Raw genomic sequence first — 26,127 nt, forward strand, 5'->3', positions numbered from 1 at the left:
CGATCGCAGTGAGCGTCCCTGAACGATCCCCTCAGCCCGCCGACCTGGGGGTGCTCACCGGACTGCGGTCCGGCAAACGGTCGTTCTACCCGGCGTACGTACGGTCCACCGAGCGGCTCGAGCGGACGGTCGAGGCACTCGATGGGATCTCCCGAGCCCTCGTGCGTACGACGGAAGGACCGCGCGCCCTGGTCGAGGCGGTCGTACGGACGGCGGCCGAGCATCTGCGCGCGCGCTGGCTGCTCCTGGCCGTGGCGGACGGCGCGCTGCGAGCGGCTCGGCCGCGGTTCCTGCTGTACGCCGACGACGTGCTGATCGACGACGAGACGAGGATGCCCGCCGAGGTGCGGGACCATCTGGAGCTGCTGCGCAGCCGTCCCTGGGAGGCCGGCACTCCCGAGCGGGGCCGGGGCTGGGTGCGCGCGCCGATGACCCTCGACGACGAGCCGGTCGGCGGGATCGCGGCAGCCCCGGGTGCGGGCGTCGAAGTGGCCGACACCGACCTGGCCATCCTGCGGGTCCTGGCGAACCAGGCTGCCGTGGCGCTGCACCACACGTTTCTGTTCCACGCGGCGACCGCGCTGCGAGGACGGGCCGAGGAGCTGTCCGAGGCGGCGCAGCGGCAGGCCAGGGACCTGGCCGCGCGCAGCGCAGAGCTGGCCGAGACGCAGGCCCGGCTGCTCGAGGCGATGCAGCGGCAGGCGCTCGACGACGAACGGCGGCGCATTGCGCGCGAGCTGCACGACAGTGTCTCGCAGTACGTACTCAGCGCGGGGATGACCGTCGAGGTGTGCCGGGCGGAGCTGGCGGGGTTGGGCGGGCAGGCCGCGGACATCGCCGAACGGCTGGCCACCGCCAAGGATCTCAGCCGGCAGGCCGTGGAGCGGCTGCGGGCCGCGATCTACGCACTCCACCGCACGTCCCAGGAGCCGGCCGGACCGCTTCCGGTGATGCTGCAGCGGCTGTCCACGGTGCACCTGACCACGGACCTCGACGTGCGGGTCCAGGTGGCGGGCAACCCGATGCCACTGCCGCCGGAGGCCGAGCAGTCGATCCTCCGGCTGACCGGAGAGGCACTGTTCAACTCCGCCACGCACGGCAAGGCGAGCCGGGCACTGGTCCGGCTGCGCTATCTGCCCGAGGCCGTCGTGCTGACCGTGTCCGACGACGGCGGCGGCGATCCCGCCCAACTGCGCCGCGCCCTGCGGCTGTCCAGGGCCACCGATCTGGCCGGCCGGCACCGTGGGCTGGCGAACATGGTCGTCCGGGCGGAGGAGCTCGGCGGCCGACTGTCCATCCGCCGGTCGGGAATGGGAGGCGTCCTGTTGCGGGTCGACGTCCCGCTGCCGGTGAAGCATGCTCAGGAGGCAGCGGATGACCACTGACCAGCGGACCACGGCTCCCACGTCGGCCCAACGGATCGTCCTGGTCGACGACCATGCCATCGTCCGGCATGGGTTGCGCTCGATCCTGGAGCGGGAGAGCGACCTGGAAGTGGTCGGGGAGGCGAGCACGGCCTCGGAGGCGGCTGCAGTCGTCGAGCGGGCCAATCCGTCGATCGTGCTGCTCGACCTGAAACTGTCGACGGCGGCGGACACCGAGGGTCTGGAGCTGTGTGCCCGGCTGACCCAGCGGCACCCTGGGCTGGCGGTGCTGGTACTCACCACGTTCCTCGACGACTCGCTGGTGGTGGAGGCGATCCAGCACGGTGCGCGTGGTTACGTCGTCAAGGACGTGGACACCACGGAGCTGCTGCGCTCGATCCGCGCGGTGGCCCGCAACGAGAGCGCCTTCGACTCCCACGCGGCCGCGGCGATGGTGCGGTCGATGCGTGTGCAGCCCGACCGGCCGAAGTTCACCGAACGGGAGCTCAAGGTGCTCAGGCTGCTCGCCCGCGGGCTGAGCAACCGGGAGATCGGTGAGCAGCTGTACATATCGGAGACCACGGTGAAGTTTCACGTCCGCAACATCATGCGCAAGATGGACGCGGGCAGCCGCGCGGAAGTCGTGTACGAGGCCAGCAAGATGGGCGTGATCTGACGACGGAGAGCCAGGACCGGCCCCACCGTTCCTGGCTCTCCGTCACTCGACTGCCCAGGCGGGTCAGCCGGGTTCGAGGACCAGCCAGCCACCGTGGTGGGAACCGACGGAGAACCGGTGGCCGGTTCGGCGGCCCAGTTCGGCGAGCTGGTCCTGGGTGAAGCACTGCACGTGTCCGTACGCGGCTGTCGGCTCGTCCTCGTACGGCACGGCCACGACCACCCGGCGCCGGGCCAGCCGCAGTGCCTCCTGTACGACGGTGTCGCCGTGCCCGGGATCCAGGTGTTCCAGTACGTGGATGACCGTGACGGTGTCCACCGAGCGGTCCGGCAGCGGCACCCGTGCCGCGTCGCAGGCCAGCGTGTCCAGTGGCAGACCCCGCTCGCGGGCCACGGCGTCCAGCAGACGCATGGTGCCCCACGAGAGGTCCGAGGCGATCACCGTGTGCCCGCGCCGCTCGGCCAGCAGCAGCGGCAGGAAGCCGAAGCAGGAGCCCAGGTCCAGCACCGTGCCCGGGGCCACCAGGTCGAGGGCGCGGCGGTAGACGGGCGCGAAGCCGGCGATCGACGAGTGGCCGGCCGGTTCCGCGGTCCGCCAGTGCCGCCGGATGCGGGCCAGCGTGTTGTCGTAGAACGTGGTCCAGGCGGGCAGCGGTCCGTCCACGCAGGAGCGCACCACCCCGGTGAAGACGCGCTCGAAGATGTCGCTGCCGGACAGCCAGCCGGGGGCGAAGAGCTCCTCGGCGAGCAGTCCGGCCAGGTCGTTGTCGAGCTGCTCGGGCCTCAGCGAGTGGCCCAGCTCGACGCGGCGGCCCCGGCGGCGCAAGGTGAAGTGCTGGGTGCGGACGATCCGATGCGGGATCGCGTCGTCCACGAAGAGGCCGTCGCGGACAACCCGGACCAGATGGTCCGCGTACAGACCGGGCGGGGTCGGAGCCAGAGGGTCGATACGCCGCGCGGCGATCGCGTTCCGAAGGCTGGGGACGCTCATGACGGCGGCTCCCTGTGACGGTGTGCGGGGGTGCTCATCGGTGTCATCGCCCGGTCGCCTCCGCCGCCATCCGGTGAGCCGTGCGCCGGAGTCCGGCGAGGTCGGCGACCACGTGGACGCGGTCGCAGTACGGCGCGTAGAGAGGCAGGTCGCAGGCGCCGAGCCCCCAGGAGTAGCGGGGTTCCGGGGTCAGCCAGATGGTCTGCCGCACCCTGCGCGTGATCTCCTCGAAGGCCGCGACCTGGGGATCGTTGCCGTTGCCGCGGCCGTCGCCCAGCACCAGGAGGGTGGTACGCCGGCCGAGCGCCGCGGTGTGCTCCGCCAGCAGCAGCTCGAACGTGCGGCCGTAGTCGGAGTTCGCGTCGACGTCGAGCAGGCCGCCGGCCGGGAGGCCGTCGAAGACCAGTCCGAGCGCCCGCTCCAGCGGGTGCTCGGCGAACAGCTCGGTGATCTCCGTCGGCGCGTCGACGAACGCGTACGAGCGGACCTGTCCGAACAGGGACTGCAGGCCGTGCACCAGATGCAGGGTGAACCGGGCCGTGGCCCGCACGGACAGCGAGACGTCCGTCAGGATCACCAGGCGCGGCCTGTCCTCGGCCCGGGTGACGGTGACGGGCCGGAACGGTACGCCGTCATAGCGCATGTTGCGGCGCATCGTGCGCCCCGAATGGACGCGGCCGTGCGACGTGTCGCGTGTGCGGCTGGTCAGCGCGCCGTGCAGGGAACGGCCCACCCGGCGCAGGGCCTCCTCCAGTTGGGCGCGTTCGTCCTCGTCGACCGTTTCCGGGCGGGCACGTTCGGCGATCCGGGCGGACTCCACGGCCACCGACGTGAGCTCGGCCAACCGGTCCAGGTGCCGCTTCAGCAGTTGGGGAAGGTTGTCGATGACGCCCGCCAACTGCTGCCGTAGCCGGTCGAGTTCCGGCCCTTCGACGCCGTCGGACTCGTCCGTGAGCCAGCCCAGGAGGGCGTGCTGCTGGGCGACGGTCAGCGCGGTGTCGAGGGGCTTCCCGGCGGCTGCGGCGAGCTGCCCGGGTATCCCGGCGCCGTGCAGCCTCCCGGTCTCGAGCTGAACGGACGGGCCGCCGTCCCGTCCGCCTGTGGCGCCGTCCTCGGACAGGACGATCTCGTCGGTCATCGAGGCCAGGTCCATCTTGTTGGCCTCCTGGTGCAGGTTGTACCGCTGGGCGAGGTCCTGCTGGTCGAAGAAGTCCCGGATGTCGGACGGCTTTCCGTGGCTGTGCCCCTGCTGCGGGGTCTCGGAGGGCTCGTCGGAGACGGTGAACGACTGCAGTTCGCCGGTGTCGGACAGGTCGTCGTGCTCATGGCTGTGGCCGTCGCCGTCGTCGGCCCCTTCCACCGGTCGCAGCGAGAAGAAAGCGGTGAACAGGTCGTCGAACAGTGCGTGGTCGCGCCGGTCCTTCACCAGTGTCATGCGCAGGGCCTCGCGCAGGGTCTCGCGTCGGTCGAGGACGCCGGGCTGGGCCGCCCCGCGCATGGCGTCCATGGCTTCCGACACAGAGACGCGCAGACCGAACAGCCGCAGCAGGCGGACGAATCGGTGCACGCCGGCTTCCATGCGGGCCTCCCCGTGTCAGTCGGTGCGGCGCCGGGCGACGGCGGCGAAGGATCGGGCACCCTGGCCGGTGCTGGGTGCGGGCCGGTGCGTCGGGCCGGGTCCGGGAGCGCCGTAGTAGCCCTCGTCGTGTCGGCCCTGGCGGTCCATGGCCGCCCGCACGGCAGGCCCGTCGATCTCGTCCGGCTGTCCGTGCCCGGGACCGTGGTGGTGGTCGTGACGGCTGTGACCGTCGTGGTGGTGCCCGTGAGGATGGCCGGGCGCGGGCAGGGTGCGGTTGGGGTCGACCAGGCGCGGCAGGACATCAAGCGCCCGCTGCAGATCCCGCTCGTATTTCAGGACCACGTTGGCGGTGTCGGCGAGCACCGCCGGGTCGAGTTCCTCGACGCCCAGCACGGCGAGGGTGCGGGCCCAGTCGACGGTCTCGGAGATGCTGGGGTTCTTGCGCAGCTGCAGCTCGCGCAGGCCCCGCACCACCTCGACCAGACGGCGGGCCGCGGCCTCCGGCAGTCCGGTGTCCTTGGCGCGTACGATCTCCAACTCCCGTTCGGCGTCCGGGTAGTCGAGGAAGAGATGCAGGCAGCGGCGCTTGAGCGCGGCCGACAGATCGCGGGTGCTGTTGGAGGTCAGCACCACGTACGGCGGGATCGTCGCGGTGAACGTGCCGATCTCCGGCACCGACACCTGGTACTCGGCCAGACACTCCAGCAGCACCGCCTCCAGCGCCTCGTCCGCCCGGTCGACCTCGTCGATCAGCAGCACCGCGGGCTGCTCGCCGCGCACGGCGTCCAGCAGGGGGCGGGGCGCGAGGAACCGGTCGGAGAAGAACACACTGTCCTGCTCCTCGATCCGCCGCACAGCGGAGGCCAGGTCGGGCGCGTCGGCCGTGAGGTCGCCGATCTTGTCCCGGAGCATCTGCGTGTACAAGAGCTGCTTGCCGTAGTCCCAGTCGTACAGCGCCCGGCTTTCGTCCTGGCCCTCGTAGCACTGCAGGCGCAGCAGTCGGCGCCCGGTGACGGCGGCGAGGGTCTTGGCCAGCTCGGTCTTGCCGACGCCGGCCGGGCCCTCCAGCAGGACCGGCTTGTCGAGTCTGGTCTGCAGGAACACGGTGGTGGCGAGCCGCCGGTCGGCGATGTAGCCGTGGGCGGCGAACCGCTCGACGACGTCGTCGACCGAGCCGAACGCGGGATTCTCGGGTGTGGCGGGCACGGTTCCTCCGTCCAATGGGGCGGGAGCGGGGGGCGACCTCCCTGTTCAGCCCCCCGCTCCCGGTCACGAGGTGCTCAGCCGAGCAGGTCGTCCAGGTCGCCGGTCATGCAGTGCTCGACGACCGGCCTGACGGTGTCGAACGTGCATTCCTTGGCGTTGCCCGGAGTGCAGGCGTCACCGAGGACGTGGTGGGTGATGCGGTCGACGTCGGCGGCGTCACCCTTGATCTCCTTGGCCTGCTCGTAGAACTTCGTCGGTCCCTGGCCGAGCCGGTTCTTGGAGTACGTGTCCTGCTGGACGTCGGTGAACTTCTCCGGGATGCCGACGTCGCGCAGCAGCCGGATGCCCGCGGCGAGCGCCGCCTCGGCCGCCTGGACCTTCGTCATGCCGTGCGTGTCCACGCCCATCGCCTCGGCGATGTCCGCGAACCGCTCGTAGTGGGCGGGCATGTTGAACGCCCACACCCGGGGCAGCGCGATGGCGTTGTTCAGGCCGTGGTGGGTGTCGTAGAACGCGCTGACCGCGTGCGAGATGGAGTGGATGATGCCCAGGCCACCGGAGTTGAACGCCTGCGCCGCGATGTACTGCGCGTACATCATGCCCTCACGCCCACCCAGGTCCTGACCGTTCCACACGGCCTGCCGCAGATGGCGTGCGGTCAGCCGGATCGCGTGCAGCGCGTTGCCCAGCGACGGCTGGAAGTTCAGCCGCGACACGTACGGCTCGGAGGCGTGCGCGAGGACGTCGAAGCCGCACTGCGCCGTGTAGTCCAGCGGGCAGTCGTAGTACAGGGTCGGGTCGTCGATGGCGAGCGTGGCCACCGAGGCGTCGTCGAAGGCCACGTACTTGTGCGGGTTGTCCGGGTCGGTCGTGGTGTCGGTGATGACATACGCCCAGGACGTCTCGGAGCCCGTGCCGGCCGTGGTGGACACCGCGATGTGCGGCGGGTTCTTGGGGTTCTCGGACTTGTTGAAGCCCTCGAAGTCGTTGACGTTGCGGCCGTCGTGCGCCACCGAGATACGGGCGCCCTTGCACGCGTCGTGGGACGAGCCGCCGCCGATCGACACGAACGAGTCGCACTTGTTCTCCTGGTACAGCGCCACGGCGTCCATGACGTTGTAGTCCTTGGGGTTCGACTCGACCTTGTCGTACACCACGACCTCCAGGCCGTGGTACTTCATCGACTCGACGATCTTGTGCACGGTGTCGCTGCCGCGCAGACCGGTGGTCATCACCAGGGTGCGCCGGAAACCCAGCTTCTTGGCCTCCGGACCGATCAGCTCGTGGGCGCCCGGGCCCATCAGCGCCCGCGGGAACGGGTGGAATTCCTTGATCGGGAATGGCTTGAGAAGTTCTTCGACCTGCATGTTCGCGACTGTCCTCTCCGCGCGGTGGACCGCGCGTCCTGCGTCGGCTGCTCTTGGGCGCCGCCGTCCGGGTGCCGCCCACCCTTCGGGCGAACGAAGCCGTGTGGGACGGCAGCGCCTGTCCGGCGTCGCAGATGTCCGGTGTGGAGCACGGACGTGCCGGACTTCGTGGCGTGACTCACCCTCCGGGAACGCGTCGCCGCGCGACACCGGCCGCACGGACGGCAGCTGGACGCGAACGGACGGGGTGTTGCCCTGCCCGATCGGAGGGGGAACGCGGCGGGCACCGGCCCCGGCGGGGCGTACCTGTCCGACCGGAGGGGGCGAGGGCGGCCGGAAGCAGGGCGAGACGCGGGGCGGCCGGCCGTAGCGTCGAGTACCGGCCGGTCACCACACGGTGCCGCCGATCCCCAACTCACCACCCCTTTCTGTCAGGAGGTTCGCCATGCCCGAGGACCAGATCCGTGCCGAGCAGGACACCACCGTCGAGGAGATGACCGAGGAGCTGCTCGTCGAAGAGGTGTCCATCGACGGCATGTGCGGCGTCTACTGAGGCCCGCCGCCATGACGTCCCCTTCGGCGACTCCGGCCGAGGCGCCTTGCGCCGACGTGATGTTCGACGCCGGGCGCCCCTACCGGCTGAACCCCGCTGTGGCGCTGCGTCCCGAACCCTTCGGGGCGCTCGCCTACCACTTCGGCAACCGCCGGCTGTCGTTCCTGAAGGCTCCGGAACTCGTCGAGCTGGTCCGGGGCCTCGACCGGCACGCCAGCGTCGGGGACGCCCTCTCGGGCGTTCCCGACGCCCGCCGCAGTGCCTTCCTTCGGGCGCTGGCCGCCCTGGCCGCCGCCGACATGATCATTCCCCAACGCAGTGACATCGGAGCGCGGTGATGACCACCCTTCACGATCCCCCGCACACAGCCGGCCCTGTGCCCGCCCTCGTCGAGCAGTTCAAGGGCGGCCTGCGCGCCCCGATCTGCCTGACCTGGGAGTGGACGTACGCCTGCAACCTGTCCTGCGCGCACTGCCTCTCCTCGTCCGGGCGGCGCGACCCGTCGGAACTGTCCACGGACGAGATCAAGGGCGTCATCGACGAGCTCCAGCGGATGCAGGTGTTCTATGTCAACGTCGGCGGTGGCGAGCCGACCGTCCGCCCCGACTTCTGGGAGCTGCTGGACTACGCGATCGACCACCAGGTCGGCGTGAAGTTCTCGACCAACGGGCTGCGGATCACCCCCGACCGGGCGCGGCGGCTCGCGGCCACCGACTACGTGGACGTCCAGATCTCCCTGGACGGCGCCACGCGGGAGATCAACGACGCGGTACGCGGCCCGGGGTCGTACGACATGGCCGTACGGGCCATGGAGAACCTCGCCGCCGCGGGCTTCCGCGACTTCAAGATCTCAGTGGTGATGACCCGTCAGAATGTCTCGCAGCTCGACGACTTCGCAGCGATCGCCGACCGCTACGGCGCCCAGCTGCGGATCACCCGGCTGCGACCGTCCGGCCGGGGAGCCGACGTGTGGGACGAGCTGCACCCGACCGCCGAGCAGCAGCGCGAGATCTACGCCTGGCTGGTCGGCCACGGCGAGCGGGTGCTCACCGGGGACTCGTTCTTCCACCTCAACGCGCTCGGCTCGGAGCCGATCCCGGGACTCAACCTGTGCGGGGCAGGACGGGTGGTGTGCCTGATCGACCCGGTGGGTGACGTGTACGCCTGCCCGTTCGCCATCCACGACGCGTTCAAGGCGGGCAACGTCCGCTCCGCAGGCGGCTTCGAGCAGGTGTGGCGGGAGTCGGAGCTTTTCGCCGAGCTGCGCCGGCCCTCGACCGGAGGAGCCTGCTCGGGCTGCCCGGCGTACGACACCTGCCAGGGCGGCTGCATGGCCGCGAAGTTCTTCACGGGCCTCCCGCTGGACGGACCCGACCCCGAATGCGTCAAGGGCCACGGCGCCGCCGCGCTCTCGGCGGTGGACCGGGACGCGCTCCCGCGCCAGGGCAACGACCACTCGCACCGCACCGTGGCCCTGGGCATGCCCGCCGTACGCACCAGCCGCCCGGACCGCTTCTGCGACGAGAGTCCGCTGGCCGGGATGCCGTCGAGCCCGCCCGCGTGACGCCGAAGGCGACCCCCAACAGACAGAAGGAGAAGGTTGATGAGCGGGTGGTTCGAGACGGTGGCCGAGGCCCAGCGCAGGGCCGGCAAGCGGCTGCCGAAGTCCGTCTACAGTGCGCTGCTCGCCGGTTCCGAGAAGGGCACGTCCTACGACGACAACACCAAGGCGTTCGCGGAGCTGGGCTTCGCCCCGCACGTGGCCGGCCTGTCGGCCAAGCGGGACCAGTCGACGACGGTCCTGGGCCAGCAGATCTCACTGCCGGTGATCATCTCCCCGACCGGGGTGCAGGCAGTGCACCCCGACGGCGAGGTGGCCGTCGCCCGCGCCGCTGCGGCCCGGGGTACGGCGATGGGGCTCAGCTCGTTCGCGAGCAAGCCGCTCAAGGAGGTCGTGGCGGCCAATCCGCAGACGTTCTTCCAGATGTACTGGATGGGCTCGAAGGACGCGATGCTGCAACGCATCGAGCATGCGTACACCTACGGGGCGAAGGCGCTGATCGTCACCCTCGACTGGTCCTTCTCGCACGGCCGTGACTGGGGCAGCCCCAGGATTCCCGAACGGCTGAACCTCAAGGCGATGGCGCGCTTCGCACCGGAGGCGCTGGCTCGACCGCGCTGGCTGCTGGACTTCCTCAGGTCCCGCGGCCTCCCCGACCTCACGGCACCGAACCTCGCCGACCCGGGCGGGGACGCTCCGACCTTTTTCGGTGCCTACGGCGAGTGGATGCAGACCCCGCCCCCGTCCTGGGAGGACGTGCGCTGGCTGCGCGAGCAGTGGGACGGGCCGTTCCTGCTCAAGGGCATCTGCCGGGTGGACGACGCCAGGCGGGCCGTCGACTCCGGAGTCACCGCGATCTCGGTGTCCAACCACGGCGGCAACAACCTCGACGGCACCCCGGCACCGATCCGCGCGCTGCCGGCCGTTGCCGAAGCGGTCGGTGACCAGGTCGAGATCCTGCTGGACAGCGGCATCCGCCGGGGCAGCGACGTGGTCAAGGCACTCGCGCTGGGCGCGCGGGCCGTGATGATCGGCCGCGCCTATCTGTGGGGCCTGGCCGCGGGCGGGCAGACCGGTGTGGAGAACGTGCTCGACATCCTGCGCGGCGGCATCGACTCCGCCCTGCTGGGCCTCGGGCGCTCGTCCATCCACGAACTCACCCCCGACGACGTCGTGATCCCGCGCGGATTCACCCGCACTCTGGGCGCGGTCTGAGATGACGGCCGAGCCCGCTCCGGCCGCGAGGGCATGGTCGCGGCGCACGACGACGACCCGGCTCGTCGACCTGACCTGGCCGGACCTGACGGACCGCCGCCCCCTGGTGCTCCTGCCCCTGGGCTCCTGCGAGCAGCACGGCCCGCATCTCCCGCTGGACACCGACACCTCGGTGGCCTCCGCGGTCGCCGAGCGGGCCGCCGTCCGGCTGCGCGGCCACCTGGACGTGCTGGTCGCGCCCGCACAACCGTATGCGGCCAGCGGAGAGCACGAGGGGTTCCCCGGCACCGTGTCCGCCGGCCACACCGCGCTGCACCTGCTCGTCACGGAGATCGGCCGCTCGATGCTGCGCTGGGCCGGACGCCTGCTGGTGGTGAACGGGCACGGCGGCAACCTGGCCAGTCTGGCAGAGGCGGTCACCGGCCTGCGGGGCGAGCGACGGGACGTGGCCTGGTGGCCGTGCGTGCCGAAGAACTCCGACGCCCATGCCGGCCGTGCCGAGACCTCCATGATGCTGCGGCTGCGGCACGCGGCCGTGCGCAGCGAGCAGGCCGTGGCCGGGCCGACCGACCCCGTGCACCTGCTGATGGACCGGCTGGTCTCCGAGTCCGTCCGTGGGGTCAGCCCCTCCGGCGTCCTGGGTGATCCCGCCGGGGCCTGCGCGAGCGAGGGCGAACAGCTCCTCGACCGCATGGCCGAGCGCCTCGCCTCCGACGTGCGCGCCTGGCGGGTCTCCGGACAGGGCCGGCTCGGCCTGCCCGCGCAGCAGCCGGTCATCGCACGCGCGGGAGCCGGGCGATGACCGGCCGGCGGGTCGCCGTGGTCACCGGCGGAGCCCGGGGCATCGGGGCCGCGACCGTACGGCGTCTGGCCCGCGCCGGCTGGGCCGTGGTCGCCGTGGACCGCTGCGCCGACGACCCCGACGTGCCCTATCCGCTGGCCGAGCCGGGCGAGCTGGACGCCCTGGCGAGGGAGTTCCCCGACGTCCGTACCGTCCGCGCGGACGTCCGGGACGCGGCCGCGCTGCGGGCCGCCGTGGAGCTTGCCGAGCGCGAGTTCGGCGGGCTCGATGCCGCCGTGGCTGCGGCCGCCGTCATGCTCGGCGGCGGCCCGGTGTGGGAGCAGACCGAGGCACAGTGGCGCACGCTGCTCGACGTGGACGTGATGGGCGTGGCTCACCTCGCGCGCGCCGCCGTACCCGCCCTGCTGCGTCGGCCGCAGCCCCGCACCGGCCGGTTCGTCGCCCTCGCCTCGGCCGCCGCGCACCGCGGGCTGTGGGGACTCGGTGCCTACTGCGCCGCCAAGCACGCCGTGGTCGGCCTGGTCCGTGGCCTCGCCTGTGACCTGAGGGACACCGGCGTGAACGCGGTCGCCGTGTCCCCCGGCTCCACCCGCACGGACATGCTGCGGGCCACGGCCGACCTCTACCAGCTCGACGAGGTCGACAAGCTCGCCGAACAGCAGCTCACCGGACGCCCGCTGGAACCCGATGAGGTGGCCGCCGTGGTGGCCTGGGCCTGCTCGGCCGACTCCCTCGCCGTCACCGGATCCGTCCTCCACGCCGACGGGGGGTTCACGGCATGACACTCGTACGCTCGCGTCCGCCGTCCCCGCCCGGCATCAGGCTGCCCTCGCCGACGGACGTGACGCTGCCCAGCGGGTTCACGGTCGAACTGGCCGCCGGTACACATCGGTCACGGGACGGACGGCTGCTGGCCGGTGGTTCGCCGCTGAGGCTGGTGAGGCTGACTGCACGGGCGGCCCGGCTACTGGAGGGTGGCTGTTTCACCGTGTCGGACGCCATGAGCGCCACGCTCGCCCGGCGGCTCCTGGACGCCGGCGTCGTGCATCCGCGTCCGGCCCCGACACCGGTGCGCGACACGACGATCGTGATACCCACCCGTGACCGGGCCGACCAGTTGGAGCGGCTGCTGAGTGCCCTGCGCACCGATCCGCCGACCTCGAACCTGCCGGTGCTGGTCGTGGACGACGGCTCGGAGGACCAGGCATCGCTGGCCGAGGTGGCCTGCCGGTACGGGGCCCGGTTGCTGGTCCACCCGTACAACCGCGGCCCCGCGGCGGCCCGCAACACCGGACTGCGCCACGCCCGTACCGCGTACGTGGCGTTCTGCGACTCCGACGTGGTACCCGAACCCGGCTGGCTCGGACCCCTGCTGGCGCAGTTCTCCGACCCGGCCGTGGCGCTCGCCGCACCCCGTGTGGTCGCGCAGCCCGTCCGCGCGCCGGGGCTCCTGGACCGGTACGAGCAGGTCCGCTCGCCCTTGGACATGGGAGAGCGGGAGGGGCCGGTCGTGCCGGTGTCGGCGCTGTCGTACGTGCCCAGCGCAACCATCGTGGTGCGCCGGTCGGCCGTGGGCGCGGGCTTCGACGAAGGCATGCGAGTGGGCGAGGACGTCGACCTGTGCATGCGGCTGCACGAGGCCGGCTGGCGGCTGCGGTACGTTCCCTCCGCACGCGTCGGCCACCGACACCGCACGCGTCTGCGCAGCTGGCTCGCCCAACGGGCCGGCTACGGCACGGGCGCCGCCGACCTGGCGCTACGGCATCCAGGCCAGGTGCCGCCGCTCTACGCCGCGCCCTGGTCGCTGGCCGCCTGCGCCCTGCTGCTGCGCGCCAGGCCGGGCCCGGCGGCCCTGGCCGCAGTGCTCACCGGTGTGACCGCGGTACGCGTGGCGCGGCGCATGCCCGACGCCGACCACCCGGCCCGCGCCGGAGCCCTGCTCTCGCTCGCCGCGCTGCGCGGCACCGCCGAGCAGCTGCTGCGCTGCGCCACCCGGCACCACTGGCCCCTCGCGGTCACCGCGGCCGCCGTGAGCCGCCGTGCGCGGTACGCGCTGATCGTCGCGGCGCTCGCCGAGGGGCTCGCGGACCACCGCCGCTCGGGCACCTCGCTCCCGCCCCTCGCACACGTGGCCGTCCGGCGTCTGGACGACCTCGCCTACGGCTGGGGCGTCTGGCAGGGCGCCGTACGCCGCAGGACCGCCGCACCGCTCACACCCCGTCTCGCCCTGCGCGTGGTGAGCCGCTGGACGGGAGCGCGACCGTAGACCCCTCGTCGAACTCCCGCCCGCCAACCTCGCGCCAACCCTTCCCGGCCACCGTGTCCATCCGGTGACAGCCCCAGGATCGGCTGATCCGGCCCACACCCGCACCCACTGGAGGATCCCGTATGCCCCCGCGCTCTGACCACGACGCTCAGCCCGACCGCGAGGCGTTCTGGGAGGAACAGGCCCAGAGGCTGCACTGGGAGACGGGGTGGAGCCAGGTACTGGACTGGTCGGACGCACCGTTCGCCCGCTGGTTCGCCGGCGGACGGCTGAACGTGGCCTACAACTGCGTCGACCGGCACGTCGAGGCCGGCCACGGCGAGCAGGTCGCCTTCCACTGGGAGGGTGAACCCGGCGACACCCGCACCATCACCTACGCCGACCTCAGGCGCGAGGTCTGCAAGACGGCCAACGCCCTGCTCTCCCTCGGCCTGAGGGCCGGGGACCGGGTCGCGATCCAGCTGCCGATGATCCCCGAGGCGGTGTTCGCCATGCTGGCCTGCGCCCGGCTCGGGCTGCCGCACAGTGTGGTGTTCGGGGGGTTCTCCCCGGCCGCCCTGCAGTCGCGGATCGAGGACGCCGGCGCCAGGCTGCTGATCACCTCGGACGGCCAGTACCGCCGGGGCAGGGCGGAGCCGATGAAGGCCAACACCGATGAGGCGACCCGGAACACGCCCGGCATCGAACACGTCCTGGTGGTCCGCCGTACCGGCACCGACGTGCCCTGGACCGACGGCCGCGACCTGTGGTGGCACGAGCTGGTGGACCCACAGTCCGACCAGCACCGGCCGGAGGCCTTCGACTCCGAGCACCCGCTGTTCATCCTCTACACCTCGGGGACGACCGGGCGGCCGAAGGGCATCCTGCACACCTCCGGCGGCTACCTCGCCCAGGCCGCCTACACCCACCGCACCGTCTTCGGCCTCGACCCCGACACCGACGTCTACTGGTGCACCGCCGACATCGGCTGGATCACCGGACACTCCTACATCGTGTACGGGCCGCTCGCCAATCGCACCACGTCGGTGATGTACGAGGGAACGCCCAACACCCCCCACGAAGGACGGCACTTCGAGATCATCGAAAGGTACGGCGTCTCCGTCTACTACACCGCCCCCACGCTCATCCGCACCTTCATGAAGTGGGGAGAGCACATCCCCGCACGCTACGACCTGTCCTCGATCGGCGTGCTCGGCAGCGTCGGCGAACCGATCAATCCGGAGGCCTGGCGCTGGTACCGGGAACACATCGGGGGCAATCGGGCGCCCGTCGTCGACACCTGGTGGCAAACCGAGACCGGCGCAATCATGATCGCCCCACTGCCCGACGGATCGCCCGGCAAACCCGGCTCCGCCCAAAGGCCGCTGCCCGGAATCTCCGCCAAGGTGGTCGACGACCGGGGCGAGGAGGTCGGCAAGGGCGCAAGCGGCTACCTGGTGCTCGACCAGCCGTGGCCGTCCATGCTGCGCGGCGTCTGGGGCGACGAGGAACGGTACCGGGAGACGTACTGGGCCCGTTTCGCGGACCGCGGCTACTACTTCGCGGGCGACGGCGCCCGCTACGACGACGACGGCGACATCTGGCTCCTGGGCCGGGTCGACGACGTCATGAACGTCTCCGGGCACCGGATCTCCACCGCCGAGGTCGAGTCGGCCCTCGTCTCGCACCCGGCAGTGGCCGAGGCCGCCGTGGTCGGCGCGTCGGACGCGACGACCGGCCAGGCGATCGTCGCCTTCGTCATCCTGCGCGCCGAGGCCGGACCGGACCCGGACGGCGTCGTCACGGCACTGCGCGAACACGTGGCCCAGGAGATCGGCCCCATCGCCAAGCCCCGCCGGATTCTGGTCGTCCCCGAGCTGCCCAAGACCCGCTCCGGGAAGATCATGCGGCGGCTGCTGCGCGACGTCGCCGAGAACCGGGAGGTCGGAGACGTCACCACACTCGCCGACGCCTCCGTGATGGAACAGATCAACGCCGGATTCGGCGACGGATCCCGCCAGACCGGGTGACCGGATCAGAAAGCACGTCAGGGAAGGGGGACACCGGGATGGGACGCGAAAGCCTGCTGCCGGGCCGGGTCGTGCTCCTCACCGGGGAGGGACAACTCGCAGCGGCGATGGTGCGGTGTCTGCGGTCGCACGGTGCCACGGTGGCGCTGGCGGCCCCCGACGGCGAGCTCGCCCGCCTCGCGGAAACCCCGGAGCTCCCGGATCTCTCTGTGCCGTGGGGTCGGTACGACCTCGCCGCGCCCGGTCGGGCGGTCGACGCGGTCATCGACCGTTTCGGCCGACTCGACCACGTGGTGAGTGTGATCGGGGCCCGTCCCCACCCAGGGCCGCTGATGGAACTGGACCCCTTGGCGCTGCGCGGTGTGCTCGACAGGGCACTCGTGCTGCCGCTGGCCTGTGTGCAGCGTGCCTACTGGCGCTGGATGGCCGCACACGGCGGTTCGGTGGTCCACGTGGTCGTGCCCGAGGCAGGGCGCGGCGGCCCACAGGACGCGGCCCTGTCCGGCCTCACCGGACTGACCGAGTGGCTCGCCGCCGAACTGGCGCCCCGGGTCGATGTCCACACCGTCGTGCCGAGCCCGTCGCTGACCCCGGCCGACTATCAGGCGATGCTCGCCGACCTGCTCGGCGACCTGCTGACACGCCGGACGAACCCGGCGCACGGGCCCGTTCTGGTGTTGAACGAGGAATGCCCCTGCCCGCAACGGGCCGCCTGACGGCGTCCAGGACACCGGAAGGCACACGGCAGCCGCACGACGGCCTCCATATACGACAGCTTCCGTACGACGGCTTGATTCGACTGAAGGGAACACAGCCACTGATGCGACTCGTCCTCATCGGTCCTCCGGGAGCAGGCAAGGGCACCCAGGCGGCCATACTCAGCGAGAGGCTCGGCGTGCCTCACATCTCCACCGGAGACCTGTTCCGAGACCACGTGACGCGCCGCACGCCGCTCGGGACGGACGCCCAGCGGTACCTCGACACCGGCGAACTCGTGCCCGACCACGTCACCAGCGGGATGGTCCGGGAACGGCTCGCGCGCCCGGACGCCCGCAACGGATTCCTGCTCGACGGCTTCCCCCGCACCGTGCCCCAGGCCCGAGAACTCGCCGCCATGCTGGCGGCGGTCGACGCCACTTTGGACGCGGTGCTGGAGTTCACGGCGCCTGAACAGGTCGTGGTGGCACGGCTCCTGAAACGTGGCCGGCCGGACGACACCGAGGACGTCATCCGGCACCGCCAGAACGTCTACCGAAGGCAGACGGCGCCTCTCATGGCCCACTACGCGGACATCCTCCTGACGGTCCGCGCCACAGGACCGGTCGAGGACATCACGGCGCGGGCGATGGCACAGCTGTCGGACGTCGCGCGTGGCGCTGCGTGATCAACGGTCCACCACTCACCGCTGCCGAGGCTGACGACGCCGTCCAGGAGGCATCGCTGCGGCCGACCCGCACCGATGCGAACACCATCGGCTCCGTTGGCCCGGCTCCCCGTCGTCGTGGCCCGCGTCCGCCCGGACAGCCACGACTGGTCCCGGATCACAGGTTCACCGTGGCGTGACGTTTGACGGCCAGGGCGATGCCGGGGTGGGACTGCTCATTCACCAGCCCGCCTCACTCCCCCGGCCCATGGCTGTGAGCGTGTCCGTGCGGATGAGGGTGGCTGTGGCTGTGGCCGGATGTTCCGGTGGGAGCGGGCAGTGTGTCGCCGACGCGCAACGGGGCTGCTTCGTAGTTGCCTTCGTGAGCGACGATCGGCCGCCGGTCGCCGGCGAGTTCCGGGTGCTTGTCCTCCAGCTTCTGCCGGGCCTCGGCCGTTCGCCGCAGGGCGGTGATGTAGTCACGGTCGCCGTGGTAGGTCCCCTTCCAGGTCTGCGGCATCCGCTCCGGCGGCGGTGGCACGGTGGCGGCGCCGCCGATCGCGAAACTGCTGGGGATCTTGCGGGTCTCGCCGCCGCATTCCGGGCAGCTCGGCAGTGGCGCGGTGAACGACTGGATGACTTCGAAGCGGTGTCCGGTCGCGCAGGCGAGTTCGTAGATGGCCATCGTGCCTTCCTTAAGGTGCGGGGGGTGTCTCCCGTGTCGTGGCCCACACCGCCCATGCGGGCGGGAATGCCGTTGTCGCGCATCAGCTGCGCGATGGCGGTCTGCGGATGCCGGGCGGGGTTGCCGGGGACGCTCCATCTGCGGGGCGAGGAGCTCCTCGGCGGACCCGGGTCCGGCGGGAACGTCGGTGGTCACGCGCATCCCTCCTGGGGATCGGCTCGGTCCCGGCGGCGCAGCCGGACGCTGCTGGGACGCCGCCGGGCCGGCCCGGGCGATCAGACGTAGAAGCCGTTGGGGGCGAGCCGCATCGAGCGCAACTGCTCGGCGTCGTGGCCGAAGACGACGGTGGCGTCCGACTTCTCGGCGATGCCGCGGATCTTCTCCACCGATCCGTACCAGGCGGACAGGTCGTTGACGACGGCGGCGGGGACGGCCGGCGGGCCGTAGGAGTCGCCCATATAGACGGCGTCCGACGTGAAGAGCATCGTCCCGGTCTCCGGCAGGTCGACCTTCATGGCCATGGTGCCGGGGGTGTGCCCGGGGGCCTCGATGAGGGTGACACCGGGCAGGATCTCCGTGTCGCCGCTGACGGTGTCGAAGTCCCAGGCGGCGTAGTCCGCTTTGAGGTGTGCACCGTTGAAGGCGCCTTCGAAGCCGAAGGCGAACTCCTTCTCCCTCTCGTGGCACACCAGCCTCGCGCCGGTGCCGGCGAACATGCCGATGTTCCCGGCGTGGTCGAAGTGCAGGTGGGACAGGACCAGGTGGTCGATGTCCTGCGGCTCCACGCCGATCTGGCCGAGCCGCGCGTCGAGATACTCCTCGTCGCTCACCTGGTCGTAGGGGAAGAACTCCTGCAGGCCGGTGGGAGCCCAGCGGGTCTGCCAGTCTCGGGGACAGCTGGTGTCCCACAGCAGAGTCCCCTCGGGGGTCTCCACGAGCACGCAGTGGGTCGTGCAGGGGTACCACTCGGCGGGCCGCTCGCGCTCGGTGTGCGCACGCAGCGTACGGCCGGGCTTGAGCAGCAGCCACGTCAGGTCGCAGCTCATCGCTCCGCAGCTCAGTACGTGGACTCTGTTTGCGGTCATGGAGCTTCACCTCCGGTCCGGGACGGCCGCAGACCGAAGCCCGGCCAGTCATCGATGAATTCGTCGGTAGGGACTTGAAGGACTTCAAGGACTTCGTGGAGTGCCATGTCGTAGACCTTTTGGCACCGAATGTGCGTGGAAGAGAAGGTGGATGAGTGCATGGCGGTCAGCCGTCGGCGTCGTGATCGGAATGCAGGTCGCGCCCCCGGGTCTCCCGGACGATCAGCGCGCAGACCAACCCGACCAAGCCCGCTCCCGCCCAGATGGAGGCGATCGGCCAGGAGGCACCGTCGGCGGCACTGACCAGTGCACCCGCCGCGAGCGGCACGAACCCTGCCACGACACCGCCGAGCTGGTAGCCGATCGACGTGCCGGTGTACCGGACGTTCGCGGAGAACAGTTCGGCGTACAGCGCCGCTGTGGGCCCGTACATCCCCGCGTGCGCCACGGCAAGCGCGAGCAGTATGGCCAGCCAGGTGAGCCCCGTCTGCCCGGCCGCCAGCAGCCGGAAGAACGGGACGGCGAGCAGGGCCGTGAACCCGGTGGCGGCCAGGAACACGGGGCGCCGGCCCAGTCTGTCCGACAGCGCGCCGAAGCAGGGCACCGTCAGCCCCTCGACCACGGCCGCGATGAGCATCCCCGTCAGGAGCACGCTCCGCGACAGGCCGAGGTGGGAGGAGCCGTACGACAGCACGAAAACCGAGACGATGTAGAAGGGGACGCCGGCCGAGACGTACATGCCGACGGTGAGGGCGATCGCCCTCCAGTGGCGGCGGAACGCCTCCACAGCCGGCATCTTGCGTGCCCGCCCCGACTCCTTGACCCGGACGAACGTCTGTGTCTCGGTGATGCGCGACCGGAGGAACAGCCCCACCGCGATCAATACGACGCTGAGCAGGAACGGGACTCGCCAGCCCCAGGCAAGGAGGTCGTCGTCGGGCAGCGTGGAGACCACCGCGAACACGGTCGACGACAGCACCAGCCCCAGGGGTACACCCATCTGCGGCAGACTCCCATAGAGGCCTCGCCGGTTGACCGGCGCCGATTCCACGACCATGGTCACGGCGCCGCCCCACTCGCCGCCGACGGCGAAACCCTGGAGGAAGCGCAGCGTGACGAGCAGGATCGGCGCCCAGATCCCGATGACCTGGTAGCCCGGCAGCAGGCCGACGACTACGGTCGCCGCACCCATCAGGAACAGCGTGAGCATGAGCGCGTTCTTGCGCCCCACGCGGTCCCCGAAGTGACCGAAGATGACTCCGCCGAGCGGGCGGGCCACGAAGCCCACGGCGAAGGTCCCGAACGCGGCCAGAGTGCCGGCCGCCGGTGAGAACTTGGGAAAGAACTCCGTTCCGAAGACCAGGGCCGCAGCGAGGCCGTAGATGTAGAAGTCGTACCACTCGATCGTGGTGCCGATCATGCCGGCCAGCGCGGTTCTGCGGGTGGCGGCCAAGGGCGCCTCGGGGCGTCTTTCGGTTGCGTCGTCTGTGACGTGAAGATGGCTCATGCGGGTTCGTGGCTCTCGTCGTCGGGAGTCGGGTGAACCGTCTGACAGGGTCAGAGGGTTGGTACGAGGCCGCCGTCACACCGGACGGCGGTGCCCGTGATGTATGCGGCCCGGGTGCTGCACAGGAAGGCGGCGACGGCGCCGAACTCGTCGGGTTCCCCGTAGCGCCCGGCCGGGATCGCGGCCTTGGAGGCTGCCTCGGCCTCGCTCAGTGACTGGCCGGTGCGCCGGGCGGTGGCCTCGTCCACCTGCCGGGCCCGGGGGGTGGCGATGCGCCCGGGGAGCAGGGAGTTGACCGTCACGCCTTGTGCGGCGACCTCGGCGGCAAGGGTTTTCAGGTACCCGGCGAGCGCCGCCCGGCCGAGGTTGGACAGCGAAAGGTTCGGCAGGGGCGCCTGCACGCTCGTCGAGCTGATGCTCAGGATGCGGCCCCACCCCTTGTCGAGCATCGCCGGAAGGACGCCCTGCACCAGGATCTGCTGCGGTGTGACCAGCGTGGCGATGGCCTGCTCGATCCCGGCGGTGTCGATGGCGCGGGCCGGCCCCGGGGCGGGTCCCGGTCCGTTGAGGACGAGGATGTCGAGGTCACCGACGGCCTCGCGGGCAGCCGTGAGGAGTTGCTCCGCACCGCCGTCCGCCACCAGGTCGCAGCCCACGCCGATCGCGTTGGGCAGTTCACCGGCCACCTCCTTGGCCCGGTCGCCCGACCGTCCCGTGACCACGACGGTGACGCCTTCTTCCGCCAGGGCCCGGGCGGTCGCCCTGCCCAGCCCGGACGTGGACGCGCAGACGAGAGCGGTTTTCCCTGCCAGACCGAGTTGCACAGCACCCTCCATTGTCTGAAATTTAAGACGCTGTCTTAAATACGATCCAGATGGTGCCTGCGCCGCAAGCCGCACGTCAAGGCTTGACGCCCGCCGAGTCAGGAGTGAGACTCCGATTTCTCAGACAGCGTCCAATATCTCGTCGTTCGTCGAACAACTGACTCGTCGTTCACCGAACGGCCATCGGTACCCGCACATCGAGAGGCACGACAGTGACCGTCACCCAGTCCCCAGCGGCATCCGCAGCCCGGAAGCGTCCTCGCGTCGCACGACAGCGTCCCCGGTGGACAGAGCTCCGAGACGTCCTGCAGCTGCGCCGGCCGACCCTCAACCCGGTCGAGCGGCGGCTGGGAGCCGCGCTGAGCATCGACGATCTGCGCGAGGTGGCGGTACGCACGACTCCGCGTGCGGTGTTCGACTACGTCGACGGCGCGGCCGACGCGGAGGTGACCGCACGGCGGAACCGGGCGGCGTTCGCGGCGGTCGAGCTTGTGCCGGAGTACCTGTCGCCGGTCGACCACCCGGACCTGTCCACGCGCGTGTTCGGCCGGGAGATCTCGATGCCGCTGATCTTCGCGCCGACCGGCTACACACGGATGATGCACCACGAGGGCGAGACGGCGGTCGCTCGCGTGGCCGCCCGCCACGGGCTGCCCTACACCCTTTCCACGGTGGGAACGTCGACCGTCGAGGACATCGCCGCGGCGGCTCCTGACGGTGAGCACTGGTTCCAGCTCTACCTGACCCGCAACGAGCGCCTCAACGCGGAACTGCTCGACCGCGCCCAGGCGGCCGGGTTCACCACGGTGGTGCTGACCGTCGACACACCCGTGGCGGCCCGGCACCTCAAGGACATCCGCAACGGCCTCACGATCCCGCCCTCGCTCACCCTGCGGACTCTGTTCGGCATGGCCCGCTACCCGTCCTGGGCGCTGAACAAGCTGACCACGGCCCCGATCACCTTCGCGTCGCTGAGCAGCATGACCAGCGGCGCGATCGACGCGGTGCGGGTCGCCGACGTCGTGTTCGAACCGACGCTGAACTACGGGCATCTGGCCTGGCTGCGCGCCAACTGGCCACACCGGTTGCTGGTCAAGGGGATCCTCAGCGCGCGCGACGCCCGCCGCGCCGTCGAGGCGGGCGCGGACGGCGTGATCGTGTCCAACCACGGCGGACGGCAACTCGACCGCACGCCGGCCACCCTCACGGTGCTGCCCGAGATCCGCGAAGAGCTCGGTCCCGACGCCACGGTGATCCTCGACAGCGGCGTCAGGCACGGTCAGGACATCCTCACTGCGGTGGCACTCGGGGCGGATGCGGTCATGATCGGCCGTGCCTACCTCTACGGCCTGATGGCCGGCGGTGAGCGGGGCGTGGAACGCGCCGTGACGATCCTGCGCGAGGAGTACTCACGCAGCCTGCAACTGCTGGGCCTGAACTCGAGCGCCGCGATCGCGCGGCATCACGTACGCATGCGGTAGCGGTCCAGGGACGGGAAAGGGCCCGCTTCCCCAGGGGAAGCGGGCCCTTTGCCACGTGCGCGGCCCGGCCTCAGGATGCGCGCTGGGGAATCCCCAGTGGGTTCGCGTCGCGCAGGGCCGGCGGCAGCAGGTGCTGCGGCACGTTCTGATAGGCGACCGGCCGCAGGAACCGGGAGATGGCCTCGGTCCCCACCGAGGTCGTGGCCGGTGCCGTGGAGGCCGGGTAGGGGCCGCCGTGCTGCTGCGCACAGGTGACCGAGACACCGGTGGGCCACTGGTTCCACAGCACGCGTCCGGCCTTGGCGGCCAGGAGCCTGATCAACTCCGCCGCGATGGTGTCGTCGTCCTCACCCTGGACGGAGGCGGTCAGCTGACCGTCGATGACCTTCGCCACCGTCAGCAGTTCGCTCTCCTCCGCGTACTCGACGACCAGCGCGGCCGGCCCGAACACCTCCCGGACGAGCGACTCCGGGTCCCGGAGCAGCTCTGCCGAGGTCGTGCACAGCAGCGTCGGCGACGGATCGGCGGCGGTGTGATCCCCGCTCACCAGGACGCGCACCCCGGCTGTGTCCCGCAACTCCTGCACGGCACCGGCGTAGGAGGTGCGGATGCGATCGTTGAGCAGAGTCAACGGCTTGCTCGGGACAGCGTCGGGAAGCCGGTCCACGAGTTGGGCCGATGCCGGGACCAGCAGGATGCCGGGCTTCGTGCAGAACTGTCCGGCGCCGAGCGTGAACGACCCGACGAACTCCGAAACGATCGCGGGGCCGCGCCGCTCGGCGGCGGCCTTCGTCACGAAGACCGGGTTGACGCTGCCGAGCTCACCGAAGAACGGTATGGGCTCCGGACGGCCTGTGGCGAGGTCGAAAAGCGCTCGGCCCGCCTCGATCGAACCGGTGAACGCGCCTGCCTTCACCCGCGGGTCCGCTATGGCGGCCCGCCCGGCCTCGGTCCCGAAAATGACGTCGAAGAGGCCCTCGGGCGCGTCGGCGGACCGTAGCGCGTCGTGCACCACCTCTGCCGTGGCGGCCGACAGCCTGGGATGGCCGGAGTGGGCCTTGACCACGACCGAGCAGCCCGCTGCGAGCGCCGAGGCGGTGTCCCCGCCGGCCACGCTGAACGCGAACGGGAAGTTGCTCGCGGCGAAAACGACGACCGGACCGAGAGGCTCGAGCACCCGGCGCAGGTCGGGTCGCGGGCCCATCGGCCACGACGGGTCGGCATGGTCGATCGTCGCCCCGAGGTACTCCCCCCGCGTCACCACCTGGGCGAACAACCGCAGTTGGAACACGGTGCGGACCATCTCGTTGCGCAGCCGGGCCTGCCCGAGGGACGTCTCCTCGTCCGCGATCGCCACGAGCTTCGGCGCGGCCTCCTCGAGCGCGGACGCAATGGCCTGGAGAAGCGGGGCGCGGTCGGCCGACTGGAGGCGGCTCCACTGCTCGAACGCGCCTGCGGCAGCGTCGAGTTTGTGCGTCAGCGCCTGCGGTTGCGTGGCATCGGTCATCAAGCGCGCTCCTTGGTGTGTCTTAAATTTAAGACAGAGTCTTGTTGTCAAGACACCGTCGCACGCATCGGCGTCCCCGTCAACGTCCTTGACGGCGACTGAGACGGGCTCACATACTCAACCGGTAAGACAACGTCTGAAGTTTCGTACATAGTGAGGCGTGGCTCAATGAAGGCAGCAGTACTGCACCGGCCTGGTACGCCGTTGACCGTCGAGGAGGTTGGTCTCGACGACCCCGGACCGGGCGAAGTGACCATCCGCGTGCTCGCTGCCGGGGTGTGCCACAGCGACCTGCACTACATGAACGGCGACCTCAAAGCCCGCCTGCCCGCGGTGCTCGGACACGAAGGGGCCGGCATCGTCGAGCGTGTCGGGGAAGGCGTGACCCGGGTCCGCCCCGGCGACACCGTCATCACGTTGTGGCGCCCGCGGTGCGGCGACTGCCGGTTCTGCACGACCGGTCGCCCCGCGCTGTGCGCACTGGGCCGCGTACAGGCGGCCTCCGGCGGCCTGCTCGACGGGACGTCGCGGCTGAACCTGAACGGCGAGAAGATCCACCACCTCATGGGGGTCTCCTGCTTCGCCGAGCGATGCGTCGTCTCGGACCGGTCGGTGGTCGTGATCGATCCGGACACCCCGCCGGAGATCGCGGCGGTCACCGGATGCGCCGTGGTGACCGGCGCAGGCACAGCGCTGAACGTCATGAAGGACGCCACCGGAGAGGGCGTCGTGGTCATCGGCGCCGGTGGCGTCGGGCTGAGCGCGGTGATGGGCCTGCGGCTCATAGGCGCCGATCCGATCGTCGCGGTCGACACAGTGGACGCCAAGCTGGACAAGGCACGCGAACTCGGCGCCACCCATGCGGTCAACGTGCGCACGCACGACCTCGCCGAGGCGCTCACCAGGATCTCACCGAAGGCGATGACCTGGGCGCTGGACGCCGTCGGCGCGCCACAGACCCTCACGCAGGCGTTCGATGTCGTGGGCACCGGCGGGACCGTGGTGGCCGTCGGCCTCGGCAAGGTGGGCGCCACCGTCCCGGTGCCCGTCAATCCCCTGGTTCAGCAGGAGAAGCGACTGGTCGGCAGCCTCTACGGCTCGGCCAACACGCCGGTCGACATCCCGAAGCTGCTCGATCTGTTCAAGGCCGGGCGCCTGCCGCTCGACAGGCTGCTCGGCGAACAGTACGAACTGTCGGCGATCAACGAGGCGTACGCCGCGCTGTCGCAGGGTGCCACCGGCCGCGCGGTGATCGTCCCCAGTGGGAAGCGGTGAGAGTCCACCGCTTCACGCGGCGGCCGGCGCCCCCAGGAGGTGCGACATCTTCCTCGCCCCGTCCAGGACGAGCTCGATACAGCGCTGCTTCTGGGTATCGCTCCACCGCAGGATGGGCACCGAGATGCTCATGGCTGCCACGCACTTCCCGAGGCGGTCGTACACCGGAGCGGCGACGCAGGCCACATGGTCGTTGGACTCGCAGTTCTCCTCGGCCCAGCCGCGCTCGCGCGCCGCATCCAGGTCGGCCAGCAGCCGCTTGCGGGTGCTGATGCTGTTCGGCGTCATCTTCTGCAGTGCGGCGTTGTTCGGGAACAACGCTGCAAGCTCGGCTGTCGGCAGGGCGCTCAGGAGGACCTTCCCTCCTGCGGTGCAGGATGCCGGCAGCCGGCTGCCCACCTGCGACACGAGACGGATCGGGTGCGTGCTGTCGATGCGCACGATGAACACGGCGGAGGCGGCGTCGCGCACGACGACCTGGACGGTCTCGCCGCAGGCGGCCGCCACCTCGGCCGCGCACTCCCGGCCCACCGTGGCGAGGTCGAGACCGCGCTCGTACGCCGCCCCGAGCGGCAGGACCTTGACGCCCAGGGTGACGCGCCCGGTGTCCCCCGACAGGTCGAGGTAGCCGCGATCGACCAGTGTGTTGACGAGCTCGTGCGTGGTGGCGCGCGGCAGGCCGAGCCGCTGTGTGATCTCGGGGACCCGCAGCCCCTGATCCTCGTCGATGAGCAGTTCGAGGATGTCCAGGCCCCGGCGAAGAGCCGGAGCGGTCAGGCGCGCCATGAGTTCCTCCCGGAGCAAGTGTCGGA

At 71.0% G+C, this 26,127-nt stretch carries 24 protein-coding genes; 14 read left to right on the plus strand and 10 right to left on the minus strand.

Annotated features, from left to right (window positions below; genetic code table 11):
* Window positions 1-8: 8 nt before the first annotated feature.
* Window positions 9-1,385 carry a histidine kinase gene (locus tag SY2F82_RS05635; protein WP_200417850.1) on the plus strand — a complete coding sequence of 459 codons (1,377 nt, stop codon included), beginning with the start codon at window positions 9-11 and terminating at the stop codon, window positions 1,383-1,385.
* A complete protein-coding gene (locus tag SY2F82_RS05640) occupies window positions 1,375-2,040 on the plus strand; it encodes a response regulator transcription factor (RefSeq protein ID WP_200417851.1) in 666 nt (221 codons plus the stop codon). Before SY2F82_RS05635 ends, SY2F82_RS05640 begins: the two co-directional genes overlap by 11 nt.
* Window positions 2,041-2,103: 63 nt before the next feature.
* Here SY2F82_RS05640 and mftM read toward each other — a convergent pair whose 3' ends face one another.
* The 4 genes from mftM to mdo all read right to left on the minus strand — a co-directional run bounded on the left by mftM (window position 2,104) and on the right by mdo (window position 7,182).
* Entirely contained in the window at window positions 2,104-3,030 is a 927-nt protein-coding gene (gene mftM, locus SY2F82_RS05645) for a mycofactocin oligosaccharide methyltransferase MftM (RefSeq protein ID WP_200417852.1), read from the minus strand.
* Between the two features lie 43 nt (window positions 3,031-3,073).
* Complete coding sequence (locus SY2F82_RS05650) at window positions 3,074-4,609, minus strand: VWA domain-containing protein (protein ID WP_200417853.1); 1,536 nt, start codon at window positions 4,607-4,609, stop codon at window positions 3,074-3,076.
* Between the two features lie 15 nt (window positions 4,610-4,624).
* Window positions 4,625-5,815: a MoxR family ATPase gene (locus SY2F82_RS05655; RefSeq protein WP_200417854.1), complete on the minus strand. Its 1,191-nt coding sequence runs from the start codon at window positions 5,813-5,815 to the stop codon at window positions 4,625-4,627.
* Window positions 5,816-5,889: 74 nt separating this feature from the next.
* The gene (gene mdo, locus SY2F82_RS05660) at window positions 5,890-7,182 is read right to left on the minus strand and encodes an NDMA-dependent methanol dehydrogenase (RefSeq protein ID WP_200417855.1); all 1,293 of its coding nucleotides are present in this window, start codon (window positions 7,180-7,182) and stop codon (window positions 5,890-5,892) included.
* A 445-nt stretch (window positions 7,183-7,627) separates the two neighbouring features.
* Between mdo and mftA the strand changes: the two genes are divergently transcribed.
* The 10 genes from mftA to SY2F82_RS05710 all read left to right on the plus strand — a co-directional run bounded on the left by mftA (window position 7,628) and on the right by SY2F82_RS05710 (window position 16,972).
* A complete protein-coding gene (mftA, locus tag SY2F82_RS05665) occupies window positions 7,628-7,735 on the plus strand; it encodes a mycofactocin precursor MftA (protein ID WP_200417856.1) in 108 nt (35 codons plus the stop codon).
* A gap of 11 nt (window positions 7,736-7,746) precedes the next feature.
* Window positions 7,747-8,073, plus strand: a complete 327-nt coding sequence (gene mftB / locus SY2F82_RS05670) for a mycofactocin biosynthesis chaperone MftB (RefSeq protein WP_236041215.1) — start codon at window positions 7,747-7,749, stop codon at window positions 8,071-8,073.
* A complete protein-coding gene (mftC, locus tag SY2F82_RS05675; protein WP_200417857.1) occupies window positions 8,073-9,299 on the plus strand; it encodes a mycofactocin radical SAM maturase in 1,227 nt (408 codons plus the stop codon). Before mftB ends, mftC begins: the two co-directional genes overlap by 1 nt.
* A 39-nt stretch (window positions 9,300-9,338) precedes the next feature.
* Window positions 9,339-10,511 (plus strand): pre-mycofactocin synthase MftD, encoded by a 1,173-nt coding sequence (gene mftD, locus SY2F82_RS05680; RefSeq protein WP_200417858.1) that lies wholly within the window; start codon window positions 9,339-9,341, stop codon window positions 10,509-10,511.
* A 1-nt stretch (window position 10,512) separates the two neighbouring features.
* Window positions 10,513-11,313, plus strand: a complete 801-nt coding sequence (gene mftE / locus SY2F82_RS05685; RefSeq protein ID WP_200417859.1) for a mycofactocin biosynthesis peptidyl-dipeptidase MftE — start codon at window positions 10,513-10,515, stop codon at window positions 11,311-11,313.
* Window positions 11,310-12,095, plus strand: a complete 786-nt coding sequence (locus tag SY2F82_RS05690; protein WP_200417860.1) for a mycofactocin-coupled SDR family oxidoreductase — start codon at window positions 11,310-11,312, stop codon at window positions 12,093-12,095. The genes mftE and SY2F82_RS05690 overlap by 4 nt, the downstream gene beginning before the upstream one ends.
* Complete coding sequence (gene mftF / locus SY2F82_RS05695) at window positions 12,092-13,579, plus strand: mycofactocin biosynthesis glycosyltransferase MftF (RefSeq protein WP_200417861.1); 1,488 nt, start codon at window positions 12,092-12,094, stop codon at window positions 13,577-13,579. Before SY2F82_RS05690 ends, mftF begins: the two co-directional genes overlap by 4 nt.
* A gap of 122 nt (window positions 13,580-13,701) precedes the next feature.
* Window positions 13,702-15,588 carry an acetate--CoA ligase gene (acs, locus tag SY2F82_RS05700; protein ID WP_200417862.1) on the plus strand — a complete coding sequence of 629 codons (1,887 nt, stop codon included), beginning with the start codon at window positions 13,702-13,704 and terminating at the stop codon, window positions 15,586-15,588.
* 38 nt (window positions 15,589-15,626) lie between these two features.
* Window positions 15,627-16,304 carry an SDR family oxidoreductase gene (locus SY2F82_RS05705; protein WP_200417863.1) on the plus strand — a complete coding sequence of 226 codons (678 nt, stop codon included), beginning with the start codon at window positions 15,627-15,629 and terminating at the stop codon, window positions 16,302-16,304.
* 104 nt (window positions 16,305-16,408) lie between these two features.
* Complete coding sequence (locus tag SY2F82_RS05710; protein WP_200417864.1) at window positions 16,409-16,972, plus strand: adenylate kinase; 564 nt, start codon at window positions 16,409-16,411, stop codon at window positions 16,970-16,972.
* 232 nt (window positions 16,973-17,204) lie between these two features.
* On the opposite strand, the gene SY2F82_RS05715 is transcribed toward SY2F82_RS05710, so the two are convergent.
* From SY2F82_RS05715 to SY2F82_RS05730, 4 genes are all read right to left on the minus strand, one after another.
* A complete protein-coding gene (locus tag SY2F82_RS05715; protein WP_200417865.1) occupies window positions 17,205-17,636 on the minus strand; it encodes an FmdB family zinc ribbon protein in 432 nt (143 codons plus the stop codon).
* A gap of 275 nt (window positions 17,637-17,911) precedes the next feature.
* On the minus strand, window positions 17,912-18,721 hold the full coding sequence (locus SY2F82_RS05720; RefSeq protein ID WP_200417866.1) for an N-acyl homoserine lactonase family protein: 810 nt from the start codon (window positions 18,719-18,721) through the stop codon (window positions 17,912-17,914).
* Window positions 18,722-18,887: 166 nt separating this feature from the next.
* Window positions 18,888-20,141 carry an MFS transporter gene (locus tag SY2F82_RS05725; RefSeq protein ID WP_236041216.1) on the minus strand — a complete coding sequence of 418 codons (1,254 nt, stop codon included), beginning with the start codon at window positions 20,139-20,141 and terminating at the stop codon, window positions 18,888-18,890.
* A 137-nt stretch (window positions 20,142-20,278) separates the two neighbouring features.
* Window positions 20,279-21,064, minus strand: coding sequence for an SDR family oxidoreductase (locus SY2F82_RS05730; protein WP_236041221.1), 786 nt, complete (start codon window positions 21,062-21,064; stop codon window positions 20,279-20,281).
* A 371-nt stretch (window positions 21,065-21,435) separates the two neighbouring features.
* Between SY2F82_RS05730 and SY2F82_RS05735 the strand changes: the two genes are divergently transcribed.
* Window positions 21,436-22,533 (plus strand): alpha-hydroxy acid oxidase, encoded by a 1,098-nt coding sequence (locus tag SY2F82_RS05735; protein WP_236041222.1) that lies wholly within the window; start codon window positions 21,436-21,438, stop codon window positions 22,531-22,533.
* Window positions 22,534-22,603: 70 nt separating this feature from the next.
* On the opposite strand, the gene SY2F82_RS05740 is transcribed toward SY2F82_RS05735, so the two are convergent.
* A complete protein-coding gene (locus tag SY2F82_RS05740; RefSeq protein ID WP_200417869.1) occupies window positions 22,604-24,040 on the minus strand; it encodes an aldehyde dehydrogenase (NADP(+)) in 1,437 nt (478 codons plus the stop codon).
* Between the two features lie 168 nt (window positions 24,041-24,208).
* Between SY2F82_RS05740 and SY2F82_RS05745 the strand changes: the two genes are divergently transcribed.
* Window positions 24,209-25,315 (plus strand): zinc-binding dehydrogenase, encoded by a 1,107-nt coding sequence (locus SY2F82_RS05745; protein WP_200417870.1) that lies wholly within the window; start codon window positions 24,209-24,211, stop codon window positions 25,313-25,315.
* A gap of 12 nt (window positions 25,316-25,327) precedes the next feature.
* On the opposite strand, the gene SY2F82_RS05750 is transcribed toward SY2F82_RS05745, so the two are convergent.
* Window positions 25,328-26,101: an IclR family transcriptional regulator gene (locus SY2F82_RS05750; protein WP_200417871.1), complete on the minus strand. Its 774-nt coding sequence runs from the start codon at window positions 26,099-26,101 to the stop codon at window positions 25,328-25,330.
* Window positions 26,102-26,127 lie beyond the last annotated feature (26 nt).

It is taken from the genome of Streptomyces sp. Y2F8-2, assembly GCF_014905555.1.
Classification (GTDB): domain Bacteria; phylum Actinomycetota; class Actinomycetes; order Streptomycetales; family Streptomycetaceae; genus Streptomyces; species Streptomyces cynarae.

Excerpts from the sequence above, each read along its gene's own strand:
- SY2F82_RS05650 (WP_200417853.1), bottom strand. The coding sequence starts at position 4,609 with ATGGAAGCCGGCGTGCACCGATTCGTCCGCCTGCTGCGGCTGTTCGGT.
- mftF (WP_200417861.1), top strand. The coding sequence starts at position 12,092 with ATGACACTCGTACGCTCGCGTCCGCCGTCCCCGCCCGGCATCAGGCTG.
- mftB (WP_236041215.1), top strand. The coding sequence starts at position 7,747 with ATGACGTCCCCTTCGGCGACTCCGGCCGAGGCGCCTTGCGCCGACGTG.
- acs (WP_200417862.1), top strand. The coding sequence starts at position 13,702 with ATGCCCCCGCGCTCTGACCACGACGCTCAGCCCGACCGCGAGGCGTTC.
- SY2F82_RS05715 (WP_200417865.1), bottom strand. The coding sequence starts at position 17,636 with ATGGCCATCTACGAACTCGCCTGCGCGACCGGACACCGCTTCGAAGTC.
- mdo (WP_200417855.1), bottom strand. The coding sequence starts at position 7,182 with ATGCAGGTCGAAGAACTTCTCAAGCCATTCCCGATCAAGGAATTCCAC.
- SY2F82_RS05730 (WP_236041221.1), bottom strand. The coding sequence starts at position 21,064 with ATGGAGGGTGCTGTGCAACTCGGTCTGGCAGGGAAAACCGCTCTCGTC.
- SY2F82_RS05745 (WP_200417870.1), top strand. The coding sequence starts at position 24,209 with ATGAAGGCAGCAGTACTGCACCGGCCTGGTACGCCGTTGACCGTCGAG.
- SY2F82_RS05705 (WP_200417863.1), top strand. The coding sequence starts at position 15,627 with ATGGGACGCGAAAGCCTGCTGCCGGGCCGGGTCGTGCTCCTCACCGGG.
- SY2F82_RS05725 (WP_236041216.1), bottom strand. The coding sequence starts at position 20,141 with ATGATCGGCACCACGATCGAGTGGTACGACTTCTACATCTACGGCCTC.
- mftC (WP_200417857.1), top strand. The coding sequence starts at position 8,073 with ATGACCACCCTTCACGATCCCCCGCACACAGCCGGCCCTGTGCCCGCC.
- mftE (WP_200417859.1), top strand. The coding sequence starts at position 10,513 with ATGACGGCCGAGCCCGCTCCGGCCGCGAGGGCATGGTCGCGGCGCACG.
- SY2F82_RS05710 (WP_200417864.1), top strand. The coding sequence starts at position 16,409 with ATGCGACTCGTCCTCATCGGTCCTCCGGGAGCAGGCAAGGGCACCCAG.
- mftD (WP_200417858.1), top strand. The coding sequence starts at position 9,339 with ATGAGCGGGTGGTTCGAGACGGTGGCCGAGGCCCAGCGCAGGGCCGGC.
- SY2F82_RS05690 (WP_200417860.1), top strand. The coding sequence starts at position 11,310 with ATGACCGGCCGGCGGGTCGCCGTGGTCACCGGCGGAGCCCGGGGCATC.
- SY2F82_RS05750 (WP_200417871.1), bottom strand. The coding sequence starts at position 26,101 with ATGGCGCGCCTGACCGCTCCGGCTCTTCGCCGGGGCCTGGACATCCTC.
- mftA (WP_200417856.1), top strand. The coding sequence starts at position 7,628 with ATGCCCGAGGACCAGATCCGTGCCGAGCAGGACACCACCGTCGAGGAG.
- mftM (WP_200417852.1), bottom strand. The coding sequence starts at position 3,030 with ATGAGCGTCCCCAGCCTTCGGAACGCGATCGCCGCGCGGCGTATCGAC.
- SY2F82_RS05640 (WP_200417851.1), top strand. The coding sequence starts at position 1,375 with ATGACCACTGACCAGCGGACCACGGCTCCCACGTCGGCCCAACGGATC.
- SY2F82_RS05720 (WP_200417866.1), bottom strand. The coding sequence starts at position 18,721 with ATGACCGCAAACAGAGTCCACGTACTGAGCTGCGGAGCGATGAGCTGC.
- SY2F82_RS05740 (WP_200417869.1), bottom strand. The coding sequence starts at position 24,040 with ATGACCGATGCCACGCAACCGCAGGCGCTGACGCACAAACTCGACGCT.